Origin of the sequence: Aeromonas veronii (genome assembly GCA_041319085.1) — a bacterium.
In the GTDB taxonomy this organism is placed as follows: domain Bacteria; phylum Pseudomonadota; class Gammaproteobacteria; order Enterobacterales; family Aeromonadaceae; genus Aeromonas; species Aeromonas veronii_F.
The window spans coordinates 4131633-4154748 of record CP101033.1; the positions used below are offsets into that span (position 1 = coordinate 4131633).

The following is a 23116-nucleotide window of genomic DNA, read 5'->3' on the forward strand; positions in this document are numbered from 1 at the left end:
GATAGTCGATCTGGGGATAAGTGGGGAGATCAAGCTTTTTTTCAGGATCTCCCGCACGCTGATCAGGCGATCATCGTCATCCAGTCGCGGATCCACACTTCTGCGGCATCTTCGGGGATCTCGTGTTGGGTCACATCTATGTCGAGCCGCTCGCCGATCCGGCTGGCACCGCACTCGGTCAACAGTCGATCCAGCGTCTTGCCGCCCTGGCAAAAGGTGTCATAACTGCTGTCGCCAAGGGCGATCACGCCATATTTCAAGGCATTAAGATCCGGATGCTGCTCGGCAAGATCCTTGGCGAAGGGTTGCAGGTTATCGGGAACATCACCGGCACCGTGGGTCGAGGTGACCACCAGCAGGATGGATCCCGCATCATCCAGCACCTCTGCCAGCTTGGCCGGGTTGTGGATCCGGGTCTGGTGGCCAGCCTGTTCCAGCAGGTTGGCGACGTGGTCTGCGACATATTCGGCGGCGCCCAGCATGGAGCCGACGACGAGATTAAGTTTGGCCATGGAATGGATCCTGATTTCAGACAAAGAAACGGAAAGCCGGATTCTACCGCCAAAGGGTGTGGATAAATATGGATAAAGCTTGGGGATAATGGATCCAGTCAGATAATGCCGCCGGATCCATCCCATCGATCTTTTTTCTGCTTCTTTCTATTCCTCTTCATTTTCTTCTCCGCTTATGGCTCTCCTGGTGACTCCCATCCCCCGCAAAATCCTGTCAACGATGTAGTTAGATAGCAATGTAGATGCAAATGATTAGCAATTATTAAATCGATTCGATCACGGATTCTGTAGTAGGATTGCGCTGTTTTATTCGCCCATGGAACAGGGTGATGTCGTGACAAACGACCATGAATAACAATTAAAACAACATAACTCATTGATAAACGAGACTTTAATATGATTGCGCAAAAATACACTACAGGACCCGGCAAGAAGGGCGCCTTCGGCGTGCTTTCGCTCTCCGGTTTGCTCGTCTCCCTGCCGCTGATGGCCGAACAAACCACCGCTGAGCTGCCCAAAGCCAGCGAAACCATGGTGGTGACCGGTACGGCCATGAAGGTGGAAGTGCCGATGGCCGAGACGCCTCGCGCCGTCTCCGTGGTTAATCGCGAGGAGCTGGATCAGCACGCCGTGTTGCAGCTGGATGAAGCGATTCGCTACCGTTCCGGCGTATTGACCGGCCTCTATGGCTCAGACAACAACACCGACTGGTTCAAGGTGCGTGGCTTCGATGCCGCCTCTTATCTGGATGGCAACCGGTTGTTTGGCACCGGCTACTACGTCTGGACTCCGGAACCGTTTGGTCTGGAGAGTGTGGAAGTGCTGAAGGGGCCAGCCTCGATCCTTTACGGTGAGGCACCTCCGGGCGGGGTGATCAATGCCATCAGCAAGCGACCGACTGCCAAGCCACAAGGGCAGCTGGACCTGCAGCTTGGCAGCCGGGATCATCGTCAGGTCGCGGTGGATGTCTCTGATGCGCTCTCCGACAGCAGCCGCTACCGCATGGTCGCACTCTACAAAGAGCGCGATGGGGTGCTCACCGGTACCTACAACGATCGGGTTTATTTGGCGCCGAGCGTCACCTTTGATCTCTCGGATCGTACCAGCCTGACCCTGCTGGCCAGTTTCCTGCACGACGAAGGGGTCCCGACCAACGGCTTCTTCCCGGTCTATGGCACCCTGAACACCTCGGGCGGCCAGATTGATCCCTCCACCAACCTGAGCCAGCCGGATTACGATCGCAACCGCAATACCCAGATCTCCACCGGTTACGAGCTCGCCCACCAGCTCAACCAGACCTGGGAGTTCAAGCAGAACGTCCGCTTCAACTACAACGATCTGCTGCTGCGCCAGACCTATATCTTCCCGACCTATGAAGGCACGACTGCCTATCGCGGTTTGGTTTACCGCGATGGCAATACCAAGAGTACCACCATGGATAACCAGATGGTGGGCTACTGGAACACCGACAGCACCGAGCAGACCTTGCTGTTGGGGGTGGATCTGCAGCGTCACGTCAATGAAGGGGTCGAGGCCGACAACTACGGCATGGGCTCCATCAATACCATGAACCCCGATTACAGCGGCTTCCCCGGTTTTGACGAGTCGACCGCCACTCACCAGAAGAGCACCAAGGGCCAGAGCGGTCTCTATGCCCAGCACCAGATCCGCTGGGACGATCGCTGGTTGCTGACTGCCGGTGGCCGTTTCGACTATGTGGAGACCCACAACACCAATACCAGCAAGGACCAGCGCCAGTACGATCACGAGCTCTCCCTGTCGGGCAGCCTGATGTATCTGGCCGACAACGGCCTCTCTCCCTACTTTGCCTATGCCGAGTCGTTCGAGGTGTTGCCGGGGATCGACCCCAACACCAAGAGTTCCTACAAGCCACTCAAGGGTAAGCTCTACGAGACCGGCGTGAAGTATGCGCCAGCCTTCCTCGACGGTTACATCAATCTGGCGCTGTTCGATCTGGCCCAGACCAACTCGCTGGTCTCTACCGGTTCCGGCCAGCAGACCCAGGCGGGTGAAGTGACCTCTCAGGGGATTGAGCTGGAAGGGAGTGTGCAGGTGACCGATGCACTGCGTCTGACCGCTGCTTATACCTACACCGATGCCAAAACCAACGACACCGGCAGTGGCGATCGCCGTGCCAGCCTGATCCCGCGCCACATCGCCTCCTTCTGGGGCAACTACAAGGTGCAGCAAGGGGTGGCTTCCGGTCTGGATCTGGGTACCGGTGTGCGTTATGTCGGTTCCAGCGTGGGTATTGGCGCCGTGAATGCGGACTATACCCCCATCTACGGCTCTGCCGAGGTGCCGGCCCATACCGTCTGGGATGCGATGATCGGGTATGACTTTGCCAAGAACTGGCGTGCCCAGCTCAACGTCAACAACCTGCTGGGTGAAACCTATGTGGCCAGTTGTGACTACTACTGCTACTACGGCGAGCCGCGCAGCGTAGTGGGTAGCATCAACTACCGCTGGTAATCGAAGTCGGGCGGGAACCGGGTTCCCGCCCTTCTTTTCACCTGCAGTTGTTTTGATCTCTCTGGAATACCGGTCCGTTATGGAACTCTTGTCTCTGGTTTATCGCCAATATCGTTGGCCCTTTATTGCCATTACCCTGCTCAGTCTGCTCAGTGCCGTCAGCGGGATTGGCGTCATTGCCTTTATCAATCAGTCTCTTATCGAATCTATAGGTGATCCGCTGCCGATCCTCGGTCAGCTGATCGGCCTGATTGTGCTGCTGCTGGTGATCACACTCGGATCTCAGCTGGCCCTGACCACTCTCGGTCACCATTTTGTCTACCGGTTGCGTGGCCGTCTGCTCAAGCAACTGCTGGATACCGATGTCGCCCGCATCCGCCAGATTGGTCAGGGGCCGCTGCTGGCCTCCCTCTCCAGCGATATCGGACAGATCACCATTGCCTTCGTGCGCCTGCCTGAGCTGGTGCAGGGGTTGGTGCTCACGCTGGGTTCTGCCCTTTACCTCGGCTGGCTCTCTCCTGCGTTGCTCGGGGTGACTGCGCTCTGGGTCACAGTCACCATGGTGGTGGGCTGGCTGCTGGTGAACCGTGTTTATCGCCATCTCTCCCACATGCGTCAGGCCGAAGATCGGCTCTATCAGAACTATCAGGCCATCATCGCCGGCAGCAAGGAGCTGGCGCTTAACCGCGAGCGGGCTCACTTCGTTTACCACCAGCTCTATGAGCAAAATGCCCGTGACTACCGCCAGCAGATCATTCGCGCCGACACCTATCACCTGAGCGCGGTGAACTGGTCGAATATCATGATGCTGGGGGCGATCGGTCTGGTCTTCTTTCTGGCCAACGGCCTTGGCTGGGCCAATACCAATGTGGCGGCTACCTTTGCGCTGACCCTGCTGTTCCTGCGCACCCCGCTGTTGCAGGGGATTGGCGCCCTGCCGACCCTGCTTGCCGCTCAGGTGGCGTTCGACAAGATCGCCGCCCTCAATCTGGCCGAGCCGGATGCGGACTTCCCGCTGCCGCCCGCCATCCGCCCCTGGCAGCGTATCGAGTTGGAGCAGGTGAGCTTTCACTATCAGGGGGAGGGCTGTTTTGCCGTTGGCCCCATCGATCTGGTCATCGAAAAGGGCGAGCAGATCTTCATCATCGGCGGCAATGGCTCCGGCAAGTCGACGCTGGCCATGCTGCTGACCGGCCTTTACCAGCCGGTATCGGGCCGGATCCTGCTGGATGGTGAGCCGATCGCCGATCGCAACGGCTATCTGGCGCTCTTCTCCGCCATATTCACCGACTATCACCTGTTCCAGCACCTGTTGGGGCCGGAACCCAAGGATGAGCTGGTGGCCGAGTGGCTGGAGCGGCTGCAGATGGGCAGCAAGCTCACCATCGAGGATGGCTTTATCGCCGATATAGAGCTCTCCCAGGGGCAGCGCAAGCGGGTCGCCCTGCTGCTGGCGCTGGCCGAGCAGCGCGAGGTGATGCTGTTTGACGAGTGGGCTGCGGATCAGGATCCCCAGTTCCGCCGCATCTTCTATCAGCTGCTGTTGCCGCGCCTCAAGGAGATGGGCAAGACGGTGATTGCCATCAGTCACGACGATCACTACTTCCCGCTGGCCGATCGCCTGCTGGAGATGCGTCAGGGCCAGCTCACTGAGCTGAACGGCGCGCGCCGTGCCGCAGTGAGCCGCGATGCGATCGCCCATCTGGATTGCGAGGTGCCGGCTTGATGCCGGCACTGATGAGACTGGCGGCAAGCCAGCACAGGAATTGCTTATGTTCGAGATGAAATCAGCCAGCTTCACGGTCAATGACCGCACGCTGCTGCACCCCACCGACCTGCGTTTCGAGCAGGGACAGGTCTATGGCCTCATCGGCCACAATGGGTCGGGCAAATCGACCCTGCTCAAGCTGCTGGCACGCCAGCAACCCCTCAGCGACGGCGAGATCCTGTTCGATGGCAAGCCGCTGCCCGACTGGGGCAATCGGGAGTTTGCCCGTCAGGTGGCCTATCTGCCCCAGCATCTGCCGAGCGCCGAGAATCTGCTCGGGCGGGAGCTGGTGGAGATGGGCCGCTACCCCTGGCGCGGCCTGCTGGGCCGGATGGGGGCGGAGGATCACCGTCAGGTCGATCGGGCCATCGCCCTTACCCATACCGAACGCTTTGCCGATCGGCTGGTGGATACCCTCTCCGGCGGCGAGCGGGGCCGGGTCTGGCTGGCGATGCTGCTGGCGCAGGAGAGCCGGTTCATCCTGCTGGACGAGCCGCTGGCCGCGCTGGATGTGGCCCATCAGGTGGAGGTGCTGACGCTCGTCAAGCAGTTGAGCCGTCAGCTGAACCTCGGGGTCATCATCGTCATTCACGACATCAATATGGCATCCCGCTTCTGCGATCGGCTGGTGGCACTGCACTCCGGCCGCCTGCTTACCTACGGCGAGCCTGAGGGGATCATGACCAGCGAGACCCTTCACGCCATCTATGGCATTCCGATGGAGGTCATTCGCCACCCGGCTCATGCTCATCCCATCGCCATCGTCTGACCGGGGGCATCCTTGAACCGTTTATTGAAGAAGATAGCGCCCTGCCTTATCAGCCTGCTGCTGCCATTTGTGGCGCAGGCCGACACATCCCCGATCGCTTCTGCGCCGCCACCCCGTATCGCCACCGTCGACTGGACCATAGCCGAGACCCTGTTGGCACTCGGGGTGACCCCGTTGGCGGTGGGGGATGCAGGCCCCTATCAGGCCTGGGTCGGCGAGCCACGGCTACCCGCCGGGGTGGTGGATATCGGCCTGCGCACCCAGCCCAACCGCGAGCTGCTGGCGGAGCTCAAACCCGACCGCATCCTCATCTCGCCGCTGGCGGCCCCGCTGGCGCCAACTCTTTCCCGCATCGCGCCGGTGAGCACCATCGCCCTCTATGATGGGCAAACCGATCTGTGGCAGCGGCTGCACGAGGTGACCCTGACCCTCGCCCGCATGGTGGGCAAAACCGTCGAGGGAGAACGGCTGCTGGCGGGACTGGATCGGGATCTCGCCAGTATGAAGGCCGGATTGCCTGCGGATCTGCCGCCCCTGCTGGTGGTGCAGTTTATCGATGAGCGCCATGTGCGGGTGTTTGGTCGCCACAGCCTGTTCGATGCGGTGATGACGCGCCTCGGGCTGCGTAATGGCTGGCAGGAGCAGACCAATGACTGGGGTTTCTCGGTGGTCAGCATCGAGCAGTTTATGACCTTGCCAACCGCGCGGCTGGTGGTGGTCGATCCCATTCCGGTCGGGGTGAGCGAACGGCTGCAGGAACATGGGCTGTGGCACCATCTGCCGCTGGTACGGCAGGCGCCCGTGCTGCATCTGCCTGCGGTCTGGAGTTTTGGCGGCGTATTGGCCGCCCGCCGTTTCGCCGGTCTGCTCAGCGATGCATTGTTGCAAGATGTCGAGCGTATGGAGGCTAGCCGATGAAGCGACTGCTCACATCGCCGCTGCTGCGGCCGGTCTCGATCCTGCTGGGGTTGACCCTCTTGCTCGCGTATTGGGAGCTGGCTCGCCAGCTGCCCGGTGCGCTCTGGTGGCAGAGCCTCTTCGCCCCCAATCTGAATGACGTCAGCCAAGCAGTGGTGCATTTCAGCTGGCTGCCCCGCTTGGCGGTCACCCTGCTGGCCGGGGCGGCGCTCGGGCTGGCGGGCACCCTGATGCAGCAGGTGCTGCGCAACCCGCTCGCGTCACCGACCACCTTGGGGGTGGCCTCCGGTGCCCAACTGGCGCTGATGATGGTGACCCTGTTTGCCCCCTCCTGGTTGCTGTTGGGGCGGGAGTGGATCGCCATGGCCGGTGGCAGCCTCGCGATGGCACTGGTGTTTGCCCTGGCCTGGCGTCGCCAGCTCAATCCGGTGGTCATCGTCTTTGCCGGGTTGGTGATCAACCTCTATCTGGCGGCCATCAGCATGGGGCTCTTGCTGTTTTTTCAGGAGGAGCTGAAAGGCTTGCTGGTGTGGGGCAGTGGCTCGCTGGTGCAGAACAGCTGGAGCGGGGTGAGTTACTTGTTACCCCGCCTGCTGGCAGCCGCTGTGCTGGCCGTTGTGCTGGTGCGCCCGCTGGCGGTGCTGGAGCTGGATGATGCCAGCGCCCGCAGTCTGGGGGTCTCCCTGCAGCATCTGCGTTTTGCCGGACTGGGACTGGCGGTGTTTGTCACCGCTTGCGTGGTGAGCGTGGTGGGGCTGATCGGCTTTATCGGGTTGGCGGCGCCCGCCATGGTGCGGCTGCTCGGGATCCGCCAGCTCGGCCAGCGGCTGCTGTGGGCACCGATCCTCGGCGCCCTGCTGCTGGCGGCGACCGATCTGCTGCTGCAGAGTCTGAGCCGCTTCTGGCCGGTATTGATCCCCACCGGCGCAATGACCGCCCTGCTGGGGGCGCCGCTGCTGCTCTGGTTGATCCCGCGCCTGGGCATCAAGTCGGGTGCGCCTAAGTCAAACGCCGGCCTGCTGGTGGCTCGCCATCCGGTACCGGCTCGCCTGATCGGCCTGTTGCTGGTCGGGTTGATGCTGGCCGTGGTCGCCTCCCTGCTGTTTGGTCAGGGAATGACAGGCTGGAGCTGGCCGAGCTGGCTCCGCTGGCAGGCCCAGCTGGAGTGGCGACTGCCGCGCACACTGGTGGCGGGGGCTGCTGGCGTGCTGCTGGCGCTGGCGGGCACCCTGTTGCAGCGGGTCAGCAACAACCCGATGGCGAGCCCGGAGTTGCTGGGGGTGAGCGGCGGCACCTTTATGGGGGTGATAGCGACGGCGCTGTTGCTGCCTGCATTGCCCCTGCCGCTGATGCTGGTCGGTGGCCTGTTCGGTGCCTTCGCTTGTCTCTTGCTGCTGGTGCTGGTCAATCGCAAGCACGGCTTCCAGCCGGAGCGGATCCTGCTCTCAGGTATCGCCATCACAGCGTTGTTTGAGCCGCTGCAGGCCATCGCGCTGGCCAACGGTGACCTGCGGGTGCAGCAACTGCTCTCCTGGATGTCCGGCTCCACCTATTACGTCACCCTGCCGGTGGCCTATGGGCTGGTGGGGCTGGCGCTGTTGATGCTGGCCGCCTGCCTGCTGGTGAGTCGTTGGCTCGATCTGCTACCGATGGGGAGTGCTGTAGCGACTGCGCTTGGCATTCGCCTCAACCGTGCCCAGCTCGCCATCTTGCTGCTGGTGGCCGTGCTCACCGCCAGTGCCACCCTGGTGGTGGGGCCGCTCTCCTTCGTCGGTCTGTTGGCGCCACATATGGCCAAGCTGATGGGGCTGGTGCGGGCACGCTGGCACCTGCTTGGGGCCGCCGCTTCCGGCGCCCTGTTGATGGTATCGGCGGACTGGGTCGGTCAGCAGATCCTCTTCCCGCAGGAGGTGCCGGTCGGGCTGGTCTCCACCTTGTTAGGGGGCGCTTACTTCATGTGGTGCCTGCGCCGCCTCTAGGTTTGTGGACAAAAAATAGACAATAAAAAGCCCGGGATGAACCCCAATGCTGTTCACTTAAGCGGAGCCGCATTGCGATCTACCGGAAAGCGGGTCTTTGATATCTTCACCGCCCTGGGTCTCGATGGCCTGGGGCGTTTTTCTATGAACATGACGCCTATGCTCCCCCGCAACTCCGCCAACCTCCGTGGGGTATGGGCTGGCGATATCGCGCCCGCCATCACTGCCATCTGGTTCGCGATGAACTGACAGGCAAACTTGAAGCTCACCTCATTGGGCGCTCGCTGATGAGCTACGGCGGCCTGGCTCGCCTCCCGCCTGACCAGATTGTATCCAAGCAGCAAACCCCACTGTTCCTGATAAACCAAGTCCACTTTCTTGCTTCTCAGTGTGATGGCGTTGTGCTGCATCGCACTTTTGATATCCCGGTATCCCAACTCGATTTCCCAGCGCTCGTGGTACAGGGTCGCCACCTGCGCTGCGCTGAATCGGGTTACGGGCAGGGAGGTAAAGACCGTTTTCTCCTTGCCTGCCACCTCGTAGGTCACTGCGCGAACTTGCCAGTGCGTCGGCAACGCCGGGTTTTTCTTGCGTGCCTGAGGCGAGACCGTCATTTGCAACAGACGGTCACCGTCGCCATAGCGCTCCAGTTCCGTGTATACCAGCCCCTTGCGTTCCGGGATGAGCCAGTGACGGTCGGTGTCTTCGGCCTGAATTCGTAGCAACAGGTCGGCACCGAAGAAACCTTTATCCAGCAGGGTCACCGACTTGTCCGGCAATGAGTGAATGAACTCACTGGCCAGGGGGATTTCCCCTTTGCGATACGGGCTGATGGCCGCGTTGGCAATGACATGCGAGCGGACATTCATCAGCGTGACCAGCCGCAGCATTGGATAGGGTGTCTGCCGGTTGGTTGACGTGTTACCCGAACCGAAATGCGCCCTGAGTTCAGGCATATCCTGGGTACGAAACAGGGCTCCATCGATGGCAAAGACCTGTAAACCGTGCCACTGGTCTTCAGGATAACGTTCCCGTCCCCACACATCGGCACACTGCTTGAACAGCCACTCGAGCGGCTGTTTGCCGAGCCGCTGACGGGCTTGAGACAGGGCACTGTCCGCGAGCAAGGCGTCATTGGCCAACCCGTCTGCACAGATATTGAGGCGCCGAGCGACCTCGGAGATGGGCTCATTACGGAAAAAGGCCATCCCCACGACGAGCCACAAGACCATATCAGAAGGTAAGCGGCGTCGGCGGATAGTGGCCTTTTCAGACAAGGCGGCAGCGGCAGTAATCCATTCGTCGGGAATATGGTCGGCAAAAATTGCCAGCCGAGCCAGCATGTCGCCAGATGTCTCAACAACATCGCTCAGGTCGTTTGCAATAGACATAAAAAAATCCGGAACCAGTGATTGGTTCCGGATTGTCCTACAGCAGAAGGATCGGTCAATGGATCCTTAACTGATCAGCATTGCGGGATGAACCCGGGCTTCAGATTGCTGACAAAGCCAAAATCGTCATCGTAACGCATTGATTTTACTTGATGAGAAAACCCTGTTTTTCTGAAATTAGGGGGTTTTTCAATAGTCTGAAGCCCGGGATGAACCCGGGCTTTTTATTGTTTGCCGAACCGGCTTACTTGCCGATGCAGAATGTAAATAATTTATTATCTTCAATATGTTAGTGACTTTTCGGGGGCCACTTGGGGTAAAAGTAACTAAAACAGCATATTGAGAGGCCGCTCACGGGTTTCTGCCATCGTGCAGCGTTCCCACATAGTCCATTCTCGATCGTGCAGCCTTCCCATATGAATCAACGCGATGCCACCACACGCAGTCAAAGCCGCCTTTTAAGTGAGTTTTGAACATATTTTGAACCGACTATAGCACCGTCCGGAACCTGGAAAGCCGCTTTACTCTTCGAACCGTGCAAGTTTCCCATAGGTAGTTTGGCTAACCGTGCAGTCATCCCACATACCGCCATTTTAATCCCAGCCCTTTATCAGCCTGGCTGAGCGGGCTTTTAGGCCCTCTAGAATGGTGCTGCTGATGGTATCGGGGAAGCCTGCTGGCAATTGCTGTGTAACGCGCTCAATAACATCATCAACGGAGTTGGCCAGTTCTGTCAGGATCTCTTCCATAGCAGAACGCTCAAATCCCACAGCTTTCGCCGTTTGGAAGAAATGACGCGGGAATATCTGCTCAATGGCGTACTTCTTTCCCTTGCTGCTTGCTAGGCCCATAGCGAGCTTGGCGTCCCTTCGGTTGAGGCCTCGGCCGCCAAATACTGGATAGACAGATAGGATGTCGTAAAAAGGGGTCAGGCGAAAACGCCCTTCCGGCTCAATAAAGACCGAGAAGTTTTTTGCATGGCCATCGGTGGCCGCCAGCAGCCAGAACAGGACCTGAGATTTCATGAATAGGTAGCGATCCTGTTCTGGTGTCGCAGAGCCCAGCAAGGTTTTCATGATGTCAGTGATCCCCGGTCCTCCATGGTTCTCGTATTTCCGTGCTGACGGAACATTCAATACCTGACAGAAATCTTCTTGGGGAAGGCGCATGATCCAACTGCGATCGGCAGCGTAACGTCTGTCGAAGCGTTCCACAGCCAGTGCTTTGACCTGGCCAACCTGCATCATGAAGCAGTGAGGTACGGGTAGACCAAACTCCTTGGCAATCAGAGTGCAGAGATATTCGTTTTCTACGCTCTGGGAGAGGTCTATCGAGTAGGAGTGGCTTTCAATCTTGCCGATAGGGAGTTTGATTATGTGGGTTGTCGGCGTTGCATTGAGTGGCAAGTACCAACGGCCATCGAGATAGAGCAGTGCAGTCTTTTCTTGCGCCCCGGCGATAGAGATCCGGAACTCCTCTTGCTCCCTGACCATCCCCAAAGGGATTCCTGATTTGTAGCTGGTCAGGATCTGCTCGAGCTCGTCATCGGAAAGTGCCTTGTAGTCGATTCGCCTGACATCTGGAACATCGTGCCCTTCGGTAACCAGCTGTAATGCCCCTACGCTATCCTGGCCAATGCAACTGAGCAGATCGAAGGGCTGGGTTGATGCCGCTTGATAGCGTGCTACAACCCTGTTTCTCACCTCCGTATTATCTGGCAGCAGGTTGTCGAAGAAGTTATAGGCTTCATCGCCCCGGTAGGTCTGATGGCGCAATGGCATGGAGAGTGAGATCGGACGGCTGCCCGGTTGTGCTAGCCATGACTCATGGTACTGAAAATGATGGGCGCCGCTGGTAGTTTTGGTGAATGTGCCTACCCGATAGCCGTTCATATAGACAGCCAGATTGGCCATTACCACTCCTCCTTCCAGCCCGATGCCGGACTCTCGGATGACTCATTGCGGGGTTTGATATCCACTGACAACTCGAGTGCCGCGAGGATCTTGAACAGGGTCTCCAGCTTGGTGGACTCAGGGTTGAGCTCGAAGCTGGAGACTGTGTCTTGCCTAATCCCTACTTTCTCGGCCACTTTGCCTTGAGAGAGCTTTTGAGAAAGCCTGGCATCCTTGATACAGGCGCTCAGCTGCTTGGCGCTGGTTACTTTCATGATTCGACAACCTGGTAGCGTGCCTTCTTCCAATTTACACGCTATGGCAGGTATATCAATATTTACCTGTTATAGGAGGTAAATGTAACTTACACGCTGTAGGCGGTATCTAACATTTATCCCCTATAGCGGGTAAGAGAACAGCAGACGGGGAGATTACCAAGCCATGGGGTAAAGAACTGCCGCGCTACGCTTGGCTGCTGGCTTGTTCGGTGAGTCGAAAAGATGACTCACCTCAAAGCCCAGCTTCTGTAGATTTCCTCCTTTGGCATCCCATTCAGCAGATCAGGAATGGTGAGCAACGTCGCTTAAATACTCAAATACAACTCAAAAGCGACTTTGTGATGACGGATCACACTTAAAGTTTGTGCTGTCAGATCAAAAGGCTATCGAAAGGTTGTGTTTCGATCGTCATGTGGTGGTTCTAAAAAGGTATACCCCATTAAAACCACTTAATACCCTCTCGAAAATCATATTGAAACCACTTATATTGTGTCGTTTTCAGAAGACGGCTGCACTGAACGTCAGAAGCCGACTGCACTATAGCAGCGGAGGGGTTGGATCCATCAGGCAACGACGGGCTGCTGCCGGCCATCAGCGGACGCAGGGAGGACTTTCCGCAACCGGCCGTTCGATGCGGCACCGATGGCCTTCGCGCAGGGGTAGTGAATCCGCCAGGATTGACTTGCGCTGCCCTACCTCTCACTAGTGAGGGGCGGCAGCGCATCAAGCGGTGAGCGCACTCCGGCACCGCCAACTTTCAGCACATGCGTGTAAATCATCGTCGTAGAGACGTCGGAATGGCCGAGCAGATCCTGCACGGTTCGAATGTCGTAACCGCTGCGGAGCAAGGCCGTCGCGAACGAGTGGCGGAGGGTGTGCGGTGTGGCGGGCTTCGTGATGCCTGCTTGTTCTACGGCACGTTTGAAGGCGCGCTGAAAGGTCTGGTCATACATGTGATGGCGACGCACGACACCGCTCCGTGGATCGGTCGAATGCGTGTGCTGCGCAAAAACCCAGAACCACGGCCAGGAATGCCCGGCGCGCGGATACTTCCGCTCAAGGGCGTCGGGAAGCGCAACGCCGCTGCGGCCCTCGGCCTGGTCCTTCAGCCACCATGCCCGTGCACGCGACAGCTGCTCGCGCAGGCTGGGTGCCAGCTCTCGGGTAACATCAAGGCCCGATCCTTGGAGCCCTTGCCCTCCCGCACGATGATCGTGCCGTGATCGAAATCCAGATCCTTGACCCGCAGTTGCAAACCCTCACTGATCCGCATGCCCGTTCCATACAGAAGCTGGGCGAACAAACGATGCTCGCCTTCCAGAAAACCGAGGATGCGAACCACTTCATCCGGGGTCAGCACCACCGGCAAGCGCCGCGACGGCCGAGGTCTTCCGATCTCCTGAAGCCAGGGCAGATCCGTGCACAGCACCTTGCCGTAGAAGAACAGCAAGGCCGCCAATGCCTGACGATGCGTGGAGACCGAAACCTTGCGCTCGTTCGCCAGCCAGGACAGAAATGCCTCGACTTCGCTGCTGCCCAAGGTTGCCGGGTGACGCACACCGTGGAAACGGATGAAGGCACGAACCCAGTGGACATAAGCCTGTTCGGTTCGTAAGCTGTAATGCAAGTAGCGTATGCGCTCACGCAACTGGTCCAGAACCTTGACCGAACGCAGCGGTGGTAACGGCGCAGTGGCGGTTTTCATGGCTTGTTATGACTGTTTTTTTGTACAGTCTATGCCTCGGGCATCCAAGCAGCAAGCGCGTTACGCCGTGGGTCGATGTTTGATGTTATGGAGCAGCAACGATGTTACGCAGCAGGGCAGTCGCCCTAAAACAAAGTTAGCCATATGAACTCGGAATCAGTACGCATTTATCTCGTTGCTGCGATGGGAGCCAATCGGGTTATTGGCAATGGTCCTAATATCCCCTGGAAAATTCCGGGTGAGCAGAAGATTTTTCGCAGACTCACTGAGGGAAAAGTCGTTGTCATGGGGCGAAAGACCTTTGAGTCTATCGGCAAGCCTCTACCGAACCGTCACACATTGGTAATCTCACGCCAAGCTAACTACCGCGCCACTGGCTGCGTAGTTGTTTCAACGCTGTCGCACGCTATCGCTTTGGCATCCGAACTCGGCAATGAACTCTACGTCGCGGGCGGAGCTGAGATATACACTCTGGCACTACCTCACGCCCACGGCGTGTTTCTATCTGAGGTACATCAAACCTTCGAGGGTGACGCCTTCTTCCCAATGCTCAACGAAACAGAATTCGAGCTTGTCTCAACCGAAACCATTCAAGCTGTAATTCCGTACACCCACTCCGTTTATGCGCGTCGAAACGGCTAACCATTCCGTCAACGGGACGCCAAAATGCTGCGCATTTTGGTTCCCTCCGCTGCGCTCCGGCTCTCGTTACGTCCAACGTTAGCACCACTGAAACCCAGCTTTATTTAGCTCATGTTTATTCAAACGGCATTTAGCTTTTCAGGCGTTATTCAGTGCCTGTTTTGCCTTTTTTCCGGGCTTCGCCTGCATGGGCTGCGCAGGTTTTCAGTCTTTTTGGCCTCTAGCCCTTGCGTAGCAAGCGCAAGCAGCTATCGTTTTTGCAGTGCTGTGCCGCCTCGGTGGCGCAGCGTTTTTTCACGGTTAGCGCCCGTCGCCAAATTCAAGTTATCCGTTTTGGCTTCTGGTTCTAACATTTCGGTCAAGCCGACCCGCATTCTGCGGTCGGCTTACCTCGCCCGTTAGACATCATGAGGGAAGCGGTGACCATCGAAATTTCGAACCAACTATCAGAGGTGCTAAGCGTCATTGAGCGCCATCTGGAATCAACGTTGCTGGCCGTGCATTTGTACGGCTCCGCAGTGGATGGCGGCCTGAAGCCATACAGCGATATTGATTTGTTGGTTACTGTGGCCGTAAAGCTTGATGAAACGACGCGGCGAGCATTGCTCAATGATCTTATGGAGGCTTCGGCTTTCCCTGGCGAGAGCGAGACGCTCCGCGCTATAGAAGTCACCCTTGTCGTGCATGACGACATCATCCCGTGGCGTTATCCGGCTAAGCGCGAGCTGCAATTTGGAGAATGGCAGCGCAATGACATTCTTGCGGGTATCTTCGAGCCAGCCATGATCGACATTGATCTAGCTATCCTGCTTACAAAAGCAAGAGAACATAGCGTTGCCTTGGTAGGTCCGGCAGCGGAGGAATTCTTTGACCCGGTTCCTGAACAGGATCTATTCGAGGCGCTGAGGGAAACCTTGAAGCTATGGAACTCGCAGCCCGACTGGGCCGGCGATGAGCGAAATGTAGTGCTTACGTTGTCCCGCATTTGGTACAGCGCAATAACCGGCAAAATCGCGCCGAAGGATGTCGCTGCCGACTGGGCAATAAAACGCCTACCTGCCCAGTATCAGCCCGTCTTACTTGAAGCTAAGCAAGCTTATCTGGGACAAAAAGAAGATCACTTGGCCTCACGCGCAGATCACTTGGAAGAATTTATTCGCTTTGTGAAAGGCGAGATCATCAAGTCAGTTGGTAAATGATGTCTAACAATTCGTTCAAGCCGACCGCGCTACGCGCGGCGGCTTAACTCCGGCGTTAGATGCACTAAGCACATAATTGCTCACAGCCAAACTATCAGGTCAAGTCTGCTTTTATTATTTTTAAGCGTGCATAATAAGCCCTACACAAATTGGGAGATATATCATGAAAGGCTGGCTTTTTCTTGTTATCGCAATAGTTGGCGAAGTAATCGCAACATCCGCATTAAAATCTAGCGAGGGCTTTACTAAGCTTGCCCCTTCCGCCGTTGTCATAATCGGTTATGGCATCGCATTTTATTTTCTTTCTCTGGTTCTGAAATCCATCCCTGTCGGTGTTGCTTATGCAGTCTGGTCGGGACTCGGCGTCGTCATAATTACAGCCATTGCCTGGTTGCTTCATGGGCAAAAGCTTGATGCGTGGGGCTTTGTAGGTATGGGGCTCATAATTGCTGCCTTTTTGCTCGCCCGATCCCCATCGTGGAAGTCGCTGCGGAGGCCGACGCCATGGTGACGGTGTTCGGCATTCTGAATCTCACCGAGGACTCCTTCTTCGATGAGAGCCGGCGGCTAGACCCCGCCGGCGCTGTCACCGCGGCGATCGAAATGCTGCGAGTCGGATCAGACGTCGTGGATGTCGGACCGGCCGCCAGCCATCCGGACGCGAGGCCTGTATCGCCGGCCGATGAGATCAGACGTATTGCGCCGCTCTTAGACGCCCTGTCCGATCAGATGCACCGTGTTTCAATCGACAGCTTCCAACCGGAAACCCAGCGCTATGCGCTCAAGCGCGGCGTGGGCTACCTGAACGATATCCAAGGATTTCCTGACCCTGCGCTCTATCCCGATATTGCTGAGGCGGACTGCAGGCTGGTGGTTATGCACTCAGCGCAGCGGGATGGCATCGCCACCCGCACCGGTCACCTTCGACCCGAAGACGCGCTCGACGAGATTGTGCGGTTCTTCGAGGCGCGGGTTTCCGCCTTGCGACGGAGCGGGGTCGCTGCCGACCGGCTCATCCTCGATCCGGGGATGGGATTTTTCTTGAGCCCCGCACCGGAAACATCGCTGCACGTGCTGTCGAACCTTCAAAAGCTGAAGTCGGCGTTGGGGCTTCCGCTATTGGTCTCGGTGTCGCGGAAATCCTTCTTGGGCGCCACCGTTGGCCTTCCTGTAAAGGATCTGGGTCCAGCGAGCCTTGCGGCGGAACTTCACGCGATCGGCAATGGCGCTGACTACGTCCGCACCCACGCGCCTGGAGATCTGCGAAGCGCAATCACCTTCTCGGAAACCCTCGCGAAATTTCGCAGTCGCGACGCCAGAGACCGAGGGTTAGATCATGCCTAGCATTCACCTTCCGGCCGCCCGCTAGCGGACCCTGGTCAGGTTCCGCGAAGGTGGGCGCAGACATGCTGGGCTCGTCAGGATCAAACTGCACTATGAGGCGGCGGTTCATACCGCGCCAGGGGAGCGAATGGACAGCGAGGAGCCTCCGAACGTTCGGGTCGCCTGCTCGGGTGATATCGACGAGGTTGTGCGGCTGATGCACGACGCTGCGGCGTGGATGTCCGCCAAGGGAACGCCCGCCTGGGACGTCGCGCGGATCGACCGGACATTCGCGGAGACCTTCGTCCTGAGATCCGAGCTCCTAGGGATCGCCTCAGAAAACGGAAAATAAAGCACGCTAAGCCGTAAGTAAGCGTGCTCCTGTGAAAGCCACAGCTAAAACTGCGTAGTACACATAGAGGTATTTTTTTCTAGATTTATATCGAATTTCGTTATCGAATTTCGCTTATTATTGATCAACTCGTTGCAGATCATGAAGGCGAAAGTATGACGAATAACCCTACCGATGACAGCAGACCATGGTCGGTCTTTCTTATTTTTCTGCGGCTTGGATTGACATCTTTTGGCGGCCCCATTGCGCACTTGGGCTACTTCCGCGCCGAATTTGTCACACGGCGGCGCTGGCTCTCCGAACGGAGCTATGCTGACTTGGTCGCGCTTTGTCAGTTCTTGCCAGGGCCTGCAAGCAGCCAGGTCGGCATAGCGGTAGGACTGTCTCGGGCTGGATACAGCGGGGCGCTGGCTGCTTGGGCTGGCTTCACGCTGCCGTCTGCCATAGCCTTGATCCTTTTTGCGCTCGGCATCTCCAGCTATGGCGATTACGTCTCGCAGGGCGCGTTGCATGGCTTAAAAGTGGTGGCTGTGGCCGTGGTCGCTCAAGCAGTATGGGGCATGGCGCGTAACCTATGCACGGATGGGCTGCGAGTCACCATCATGGCAATTGCTACCTGCGTCGTTTTACTTGTGCCGTCCGCGTGGGGACAGGTTGGCGTGATTGCTATCGCAGGCATCGCAGGCCGGTTATTGTTCAAGCCAGCGAAAGTTGTTGAGCATGACCCCCTACCTATCACGGTCAGTCACCGGGCCGGCGTGCTTTGGCTCTCGCTGTTCTTTGTCTTGCTGATTGGCCTGCCGGTGTTGGCCGAACTGATGCCAAGTCAAACCATGGCAATGGTGGATTCCTTCTATCGTGTCGGATCACTGGTGTTCGGCGGTGGTCACGTTGTGCTGCCATTACTGCAAGCCGAAGTGGTGCCCTCCGGCTGGGTCAACAATGAATCCTTTCTCGCGGGGTACGGGGCAGCTCAAGCGGTGCCCGGCCCTTTGTTCACGTTCGCCGCGTTTCTTGGTGCCTCGATGAACACCGCCCCGTCGGGCTGGATCGGCGGCATTGTGTGTCTGCTGGCTATCTTCGCGCCCTCGTTCTTGCTGGTCGTCGGATCAATGCCATTTTGGGAGCGTTTGCGCCGCAATACAGGCATCCAAGCTGCGCTGGCCGGGATCAATGCCGCTGTAGTCGGCTTGCTGCTGGCCGCGCTGTATCAGCCTGTATGGACTAGCGCCATCTTTCAGCCGCAAGACTTCGGCTTGGCATTAGTTGCCCTTGTCGCACTTATGTTCTGGAAGCTCCCGCCGTGGCTGGTTGTCCTCGGTAGCGGTGCAGCTGGGTGGCTGTTGAGCGTCGCTCTGTGAGGCACAAAAAATGACTGACAAAGACCTCTACGGCGGTTTGATCCGCCTGCACATCCTTCACCATGCAGCCGAGGAACCTGTCTTTGGGCTGGGGATCATCGAAGAGCTACGCCGACACGGCTACGAGATGAGCGCTGGCACCGTGTACCCGATGCTGCACGGCCTGGAAAAAAAAGGCTATCTGACCTCACGCCACGAACGCACCGGGCGACGTGAACGGCGTGTTTATGACATCACTGAACAAGGCAGAACTGCACTTGCTGATGCGAAAACAAAGGTCAAGGAGCTGTTCGGAGAGTTGGTAGAAGGTGGTTGAGTTTTTGCTTCTATGTCAGGTTGAGCTATACCCTAACTGGATTGTCATTTTCAGAAGACGACTGCACCAGTTGATTGGGCGTAATGGCTGTTGTGCAGCCAGCTCCTGACAGTTCAATATCAGAAGTGATCTGCACCAATCTCGACTATGCTCAATACTCGTGTGGGCTCTGTTGCAAAAATCGTGAAGCTTGAGCATGCTTGGCGGAGATTGGACGGACGGAACGATGACGGATTTCAAGTGGCGCCATTTCCAGGGTGATGTGATCCTGTGGGCGGTGCGCTGGTATTGTCGCTATCCGATCAGCTATCGCGACCTTGAGGAAATGCTGGCGGAACGCGGCATTTCGGTCGACCATACGACGATCTATCGCTGGGTCCAGTGCTACGCCCCGGAGATGGAGAAGCGGCTGCGCTGGTTCTGGCGGCGTGGCTTTGATCCGAGCTGGCGCCTGGATGAAACCTACGTCAAGGTGCGGGGCAAGTGGACCTACCTGTACCGGGCAGTCGACAAGCGGGGCGACACGATCGATTTCTACCTGTCGCCGACCCGCAGCGCCAAGGCAGCGAAGCGGTTCCTGGGCAAGGCCCTGCGAGGCCTGAAGCACTGGGAAAAGCCTGCCACGCTCAATACCGACAAAGCGCCGAGCTATGGTGCAGCGATCACCGAATTGAAGCGCGAAGGAAAGCTGGACCGGGAGACGGCCCACCGGCAGGTGAAGTATCTCAATAACGTGATCGAGGCCGATCACGGAAAGCTCAAGATACTGATCAAGCCGGTGCGCGGTTTCAAATCGATCCCCACGGCCTATGCCACGATCAAGGGATTCGAAGTCATGCGAGCCCTGCGCAAAGGACAGGCTCGCCCCTGGTGCCTGCAGCCCGGCATCAGGGGCGAGGTGCGCCTTGTGGAGAGAGCTTTGGCATTGGGCCCTCGGCGCTGACGGAGGCCATGGGCATGCTCAACCACCATTTCGCAGCAGCCGCCTGATCGGCGCAGAGCGACAGCCTACCTCTGACTGCCGCCAATCTTTGCAACAGAGCCCGCCGTGCTAGTCTGCTCGGTGATGGTGGAGTGAAGCCAACCCGCAATCGGGTTATGAATCTGCATCGCGATTCGCAATCAGCTGTCTCTTGAGCATGTCGAACTCCTGCGATGTTATCTCGCCGTGCTCGTGCTGCTACACCAACTTGTCCAACTCATCCGCCACACCGCTCCCCACCACCTGCGATGGCCAGGTTGTTTGCTGGGCGCATTGGCGGAGTATCGTCTCGACCCGGGACACCCACACCGGCACAACCTTACGGGAGTGATTCACTGTCAAAGAATCGGCCCGGTGCTCTGACGCAAGTATCGGGATGGTCACCATTTGTAAGCCGTAGACCTGAGTGGTGATCAAGACTTCGATACCACCGACCGTACCGGTACTAATCGACGACGGTCGTGTTCGTCGCCTGCCGCAGGGACTCTGCACACCTCCGTTTACGCATGTGCCTGGAGGAGTTGGAAATCGTCGTGTTCGGGAAACATTAAACACAGGATGGCAGCGATCTGAGCCAGCACATGATCAGCTAGCTCACCATCCGGATCGACGGCCCACTGCATCGTCGCGCCAGCGATGACCGAGTGCAGGAGCAACTCAGCTGCCGCAGGAGCACCTGGGGGCAGTCGCTTGCGGATCCCCTCCACCACCGCGCGGTTCCGCTGGATCGCAAGCGTGCGTAGCTCCGGCACCTGGAGCTCGTACCAGGAGATGAGATAGTTCACCGAGAAGTCGTTGCGAGTGTTCATGCTCCGAACGAGCACCTGCAAAAATTCCCAGAGCCCTTGCGGCCCTGCGCCTATCGGTATCGCATTCAGGTAATGCCGCACCTGCTCGACGCCGCGCTCCATCATCCTCACCAGCAGCGTATCGCGGTTGGTGAAGCGCTGGATTAACGCTGCGCGGGAGAGCCCCACCTCCTTTGCTACTCCGCTGAGCGTGAACTCTATGGGACCGCAACGCTTCAGCACTACGGTGGCGGCCTCGAGTACCTCGTCATCGGACTTGAGCTTGGGGCGGGGCATCAGTGTTCACCTTCTGTATGGGTTGGGGCGGAGGCTGTGGCTGCCGCCGCCATTGTAGCAAATTGAAGACGGAGCGAGAGTAGAGCCACGAGCCCCGCAAACACGGCCGATACAACGAGGCCAGGGAGCGGACCAGCAAGGTCGACAAACGCGCCGGCCGCAAGCATAACCATGGGCGAGGCTGACAGCATCACCGCCGAGACCGTGCCGAGTACCCGGCCGAGAAGTTCTGGCGGCGTGCGGTTGTAGATGGCAGCGTTGAGAATGGGAGAGACTGAGCCGGTCAGCAGTCCCACGAGCGCGCCCAACAACATCAGCACCGGCACGCCTGGCAACTGTGAAAGCAGAAGCGAGCCCACCGCAGAGCCACAAAATGCCACCGCCAGCCAGTTCTGCGCTGATATCCGGGCGCCGACCGACGCATGAATGGCAATGCCAAGGAGACCACCAGCCCCCATCATTGAGGAGAACAGCCCGAGCTCTGCTACTTGGCGTCCTGCATCTACAAACAGCGCAGGCATGATGACGCTGCCGTTGGCGCCAACGATGCCCACGAAGATCATCACTATACCAAAGAGAGGGCGCAGCAGGGGTTCGCTCCAGAGAAAAGCGACGCCGGCGCGCATGGAGAGAGTCGCCGTCGTGGTCATCGTCCGAGCGGCACGCGCGGGAAGCACCCACGCGCCGAGCAGACCTGCAAGGACGGAGCAGAACGCCGTCAGCCCGAGCGTTGGCGCAGCGCCAAGCAGGCCGATTGCGGCCCCCCAAGGGCCGGGCCACCTAGAATCGCGACGTTCCCGATCACCGCTTTCAGTGACGAGACGCGCTCAACGGAGAGCCCGGCGACGTGGCCGAGTTTGGGCAGCTCACTGTCCTGCGCGGCCATACCGGGTGCGTCGAACGCGGCACCGAGCACCACGCAAGCGATCAGCCCAGTGTTCGAGAGGGCGCCAACGGCATCGAGCAGTGGGATGCTCGCCATGGCCACGCCGCCCACCACACCCGAGATCAATGCGACGGGCGCGCGCCCGAACCGATCGACGAGGCCACCACCAACCCACGCGCCGATGATGGTCGCGATGACGCTGCTAGCGGCCGTGGCGCCCGCCCAGGCCGCGCTCTTTGTATGAGACAGGACGAACCATGGAAGCGCGAGGGCCGCCACCGCGTTGCCGATCCGGAAGAGAAAGGTCGCCGCGAACAGCGTCGCGAGCGGGCTATATCGACGTTCGCTCATTCCGCTGCGGCGAGCTGCGCCTTCGCCGCAGCGAGGTACTCTTCGTTACCCGAGTCGAGGGCGAAGAGTGCGTAGGTGACCGCCCCGAACGCAAGGCGCTCCGCGATGTGGTGGGCGAGCCGCGGCCACACCCGGCCACCGGCCGCTTCATACGTGAGGAGGAGCTTCGCGAGCCCCTCTTCACCAAAGACCATAAGGTGCGCGGCCATGTCGATGGCAGGGTCATCAACGCGGGCCTCGCTCCAGTCGATCATCCCGCTGACGCGCTCCGTGTTGTCGATGAGCACATGGCCCACGTAGAGATCGCCATGCACCACCACGGAGAAATCTGGCCACGACGAATCGTCGTCGAGCCAGCGCTGCCACCGGTGGAGGCGCTTGTCGTTCACCACGAACTCGCGTCGGACGCGGTCAACGTCGTCGGCCACCTTCTGACGGGCCTGCGTCGGTGTACGGATGAGCATCCCCGCATCCACGGCGGCGGAAATGGGGACGGCATGCAGGGCGGCGAGCGCGGTCGCGAAGCTCTCCGCGAAGACCTCCGAGTCCTGCGGCACGACCCAGTCGGGCGTGGACGAACCAGGCTGGATGACCATCGCAGTCGAGTCTTCGAGCATGGGATAGGCAACGAGCTCGGCGTTGGCCACGCGCCAGTCCGGCACCGCGAACGGCAGGCGATTCTTGAGCATTGCCAGCACCCGCGCCTCTGGTTCGACCTTCGCGCTTACCTCGGCTCGGCGCGGGATGCGCAGCACCCACCGACGTCCATCGTCGACGGTGGCGATCACGATCCTATAGTCGAGCCCAAGCTCATTGACAGTCAGCGGGCCATGGAGCTTGAGCCCATGTCGGGCTGCAAGTGCGTACAGTTGGGAGGTATCGGCGGTCGTGACTACGGTCATGATTCACTCCTG

At 58.7% G+C, this 23116-nt stretch carries 18 protein-coding genes and 4 pseudogenes; 14 read left to right on the forward strand and 8 right to left on the reverse strand.

Translation table 11 applies throughout. From position 1 onward, the window contains the following. Positions 1–62: 62 nt before the first annotated feature. Positions 63–512 (reverse strand): FMN-binding protein MioC, encoded by a 450-nt coding sequence (gene mioC, locus NMD14_19670; protein XEI32860.1) that lies wholly within the window; start codon positions 510–512, stop codon positions 63–65. 396 nt (positions 513–908) lie between these two features. Between mioC and NMD14_19675 the strand changes: the two genes are divergently transcribed. From NMD14_19675 to fhuB, 5 genes are all read left to right on the forward strand, one after another. Beyond that, positions 909–3005, forward strand: coding sequence for a TonB-dependent siderophore receptor (locus NMD14_19675; GenBank protein ID XEI32861.1), 2097 nt, complete (start codon positions 909–911; stop codon positions 3003–3005). A gap of 79 nt (positions 3006–3084) precedes the next feature. Continuing rightward, a complete protein-coding gene (locus NMD14_19680) occupies positions 3085–4731 on the forward strand; it encodes a multidrug ABC transporter permease/ATP-binding protein (GenBank protein ID XEI32862.1) in 1647 nt (548 codons plus the stop codon). A gap of 46 nt (positions 4732–4777) precedes the next feature. Continuing rightward, the gene (locus NMD14_19685; GenBank protein XEI32863.1) at positions 4778–5542 is read left to right on the forward strand and encodes an ATP-binding cassette domain-containing protein; all 765 of its coding nucleotides are present in this window, start codon (positions 4778–4780) and stop codon (positions 5540–5542) included. 54 nt (positions 5543–5596) lie between these two features. Further along, positions 5597–6460 carry an ABC transporter substrate-binding protein gene (locus NMD14_19690; GenBank protein XEI34806.1) on the forward strand — a complete coding sequence of 288 codons (864 nt, stop codon included), beginning with the start codon at positions 5597–5599 and terminating at the stop codon, positions 6458–6460. Next, the gene (gene fhuB / locus NMD14_19695; GenBank protein XEI32864.1) at positions 6457–8439 is read left to right on the forward strand and encodes a Fe(3+)-hydroxamate ABC transporter permease FhuB; all 1983 of its coding nucleotides are present in this window, start codon (positions 6457–6459) and stop codon (positions 8437–8439) included. The genes NMD14_19690 and fhuB overlap by 4 nt, the downstream gene beginning before the upstream one ends. 53 nt (positions 8440–8492) lie before the next feature. Here fhuB and NMD14_19700 read toward each other — a convergent pair whose 3' ends face one another. The 4 genes and pseudogenes from NMD14_19700 to intI1 all read right to left on the reverse strand — a co-directional run bounded on the left by NMD14_19700 (position 8493) and on the right by intI1 (position 13705). Next, positions 8493–9830 (reverse strand): IS4 family transposase, encoded by a 1338-nt coding sequence (locus NMD14_19700; GenBank protein XEI32865.1) that lies wholly within the window; start codon positions 9828–9830, stop codon positions 8493–8495. 593 nt (positions 9831–10423) lie between these two features. Then, entirely contained in the window at positions 10424–11743 is a 1320-nt protein-coding gene (locus NMD14_19705) for a type II toxin-antitoxin system HipA family toxin (GenBank protein XEI32866.1), read from the reverse strand. Beyond that, positions 11743–11997 carry a helix-turn-helix domain-containing protein gene (locus tag NMD14_19710; GenBank protein XEI32867.1) on the reverse strand — a complete coding sequence of 85 codons (255 nt, stop codon included), beginning with the start codon at positions 11995–11997 and terminating at the stop codon, positions 11743–11745. Before NMD14_19710 ends, NMD14_19705 begins: the two co-directional genes overlap by 1 nt. Before the next feature lie 695 nt (positions 11998–12692). Then, positions 12693–13705, reverse strand: a pseudogene (intI1, locus tag NMD14_19715) (class 1 integron integrase IntI1). Positions 13706–13849: 144 nt separating this feature from the next. On the opposite strand from intI1, the gene dfrA12 reads away from it, so the two are divergent. The 9 genes and pseudogenes from dfrA12 (at position 13850) to NMD14_19760 (ending at position 19888) form a co-directional block, all read left to right on the forward strand. Next, positions 13850–14347, forward strand: a complete 498-nt coding sequence (gene dfrA12, locus NMD14_19720; GenBank protein XEI32868.1) for a trimethoprim-resistant dihydrofolate reductase DfrA12 — start codon at positions 13850–13852, stop codon at positions 14345–14347. A gap of 111 nt (positions 14348–14458) precedes the next feature. Continuing rightward, on the forward strand, positions 14459–14749 hold the full coding sequence (locus NMD14_19725; GenBank protein XEI32869.1) for a DUF1010 domain-containing protein: 291 nt from the start codon (positions 14459–14461) through the stop codon (positions 14747–14749). A 5-nt stretch (positions 14750–14754) separates the two neighbouring features. Beyond that, a pseudogene (locus NMD14_19730) lies at positions 14755–15593 on the forward strand (AadA family aminoglycoside 3''-O-nucleotidyltransferase). Positions 15594–15709: 116 nt separating this feature from the next. After that, positions 15710–16057, forward strand: a complete 348-nt coding sequence (locus tag NMD14_19735) for a quaternary ammonium compound efflux SMR transporter QacE delta 1 (GenBank protein ID XEI32870.1) — start codon at positions 15710–15712, stop codon at positions 16055–16057. Further along, a complete protein-coding gene (sul1, locus tag NMD14_19740) occupies positions 16051–16890 on the forward strand; it encodes a sulfonamide-resistant dihydropteroate synthase Sul1 (protein ID XEI32871.1) in 840 nt (279 codons plus the stop codon). The genes NMD14_19735 and sul1 overlap by 7 nt, the downstream gene beginning before the upstream one ends. 127 nt (positions 16891–17017) lie before the next feature. Then, positions 17018–17221 carry a hypothetical protein gene (locus tag NMD14_19745; GenBank protein ID XEI34810.1) on the forward strand — a complete coding sequence of 68 codons (204 nt, stop codon included), beginning with the start codon at positions 17018–17020 and terminating at the stop codon, positions 17219–17221. 155 nt (positions 17222–17376) lie between these two features. Continuing rightward, positions 17377–18582 carry a chromate efflux transporter gene (gene chrA / locus NMD14_19750; protein ID XEI32872.1) on the forward strand — a complete coding sequence of 402 codons (1206 nt, stop codon included), beginning with the start codon at positions 17377–17379 and terminating at the stop codon, positions 18580–18582. A 10-nt stretch (positions 18583–18592) separates the two neighbouring features. Further along, positions 18593–18898, forward strand: coding sequence for a PadR family transcriptional regulator (locus NMD14_19755; GenBank protein XEI32873.1), 306 nt, complete (start codon positions 18593–18595; stop codon positions 18896–18898). A gap of 226 nt (positions 18899–19124) precedes the next feature. Next, positions 19125–19888 (forward strand): annotated as a pseudogene (locus tag NMD14_19760) (IS6-like element IS6100 family transposase). A 492-nt stretch (positions 19889–20380) separates the two neighbouring features. Here NMD14_19760 and mphR(A) read toward each other — a convergent pair. From mphR(A) to NMD14_19775, 3 genes and pseudogenes are all read right to left on the reverse strand, one after another. Further along, a complete protein-coding gene (gene mphR(A), locus NMD14_19765) occupies positions 20381–20965 on the reverse strand; it encodes a macrolide-binding transcriptional repressor MphR(A) (protein ID XEI32874.1) in 585 nt (194 codons plus the stop codon). Beyond that, positions 20965–22202: pseudogene (gene mrx(A) / locus NMD14_19770) on the reverse strand (macrolide resistance MFS transporter Mrx(A)). Before mrx(A) ends, mphR(A) begins: the two are co-directional and overlap by 1 nt. Beyond that, complete coding sequence (locus NMD14_19775; protein ID XEI32875.1) at positions 22199–23104, reverse strand: Mph(A) family macrolide 2'-phosphotransferase; 906 nt, start codon at positions 23102–23104, stop codon at positions 22199–22201. Before NMD14_19775 ends, mrx(A) begins: the two are co-directional and overlap by 4 nt. Positions 23105–23116: the final 12 nt, after the last annotated feature.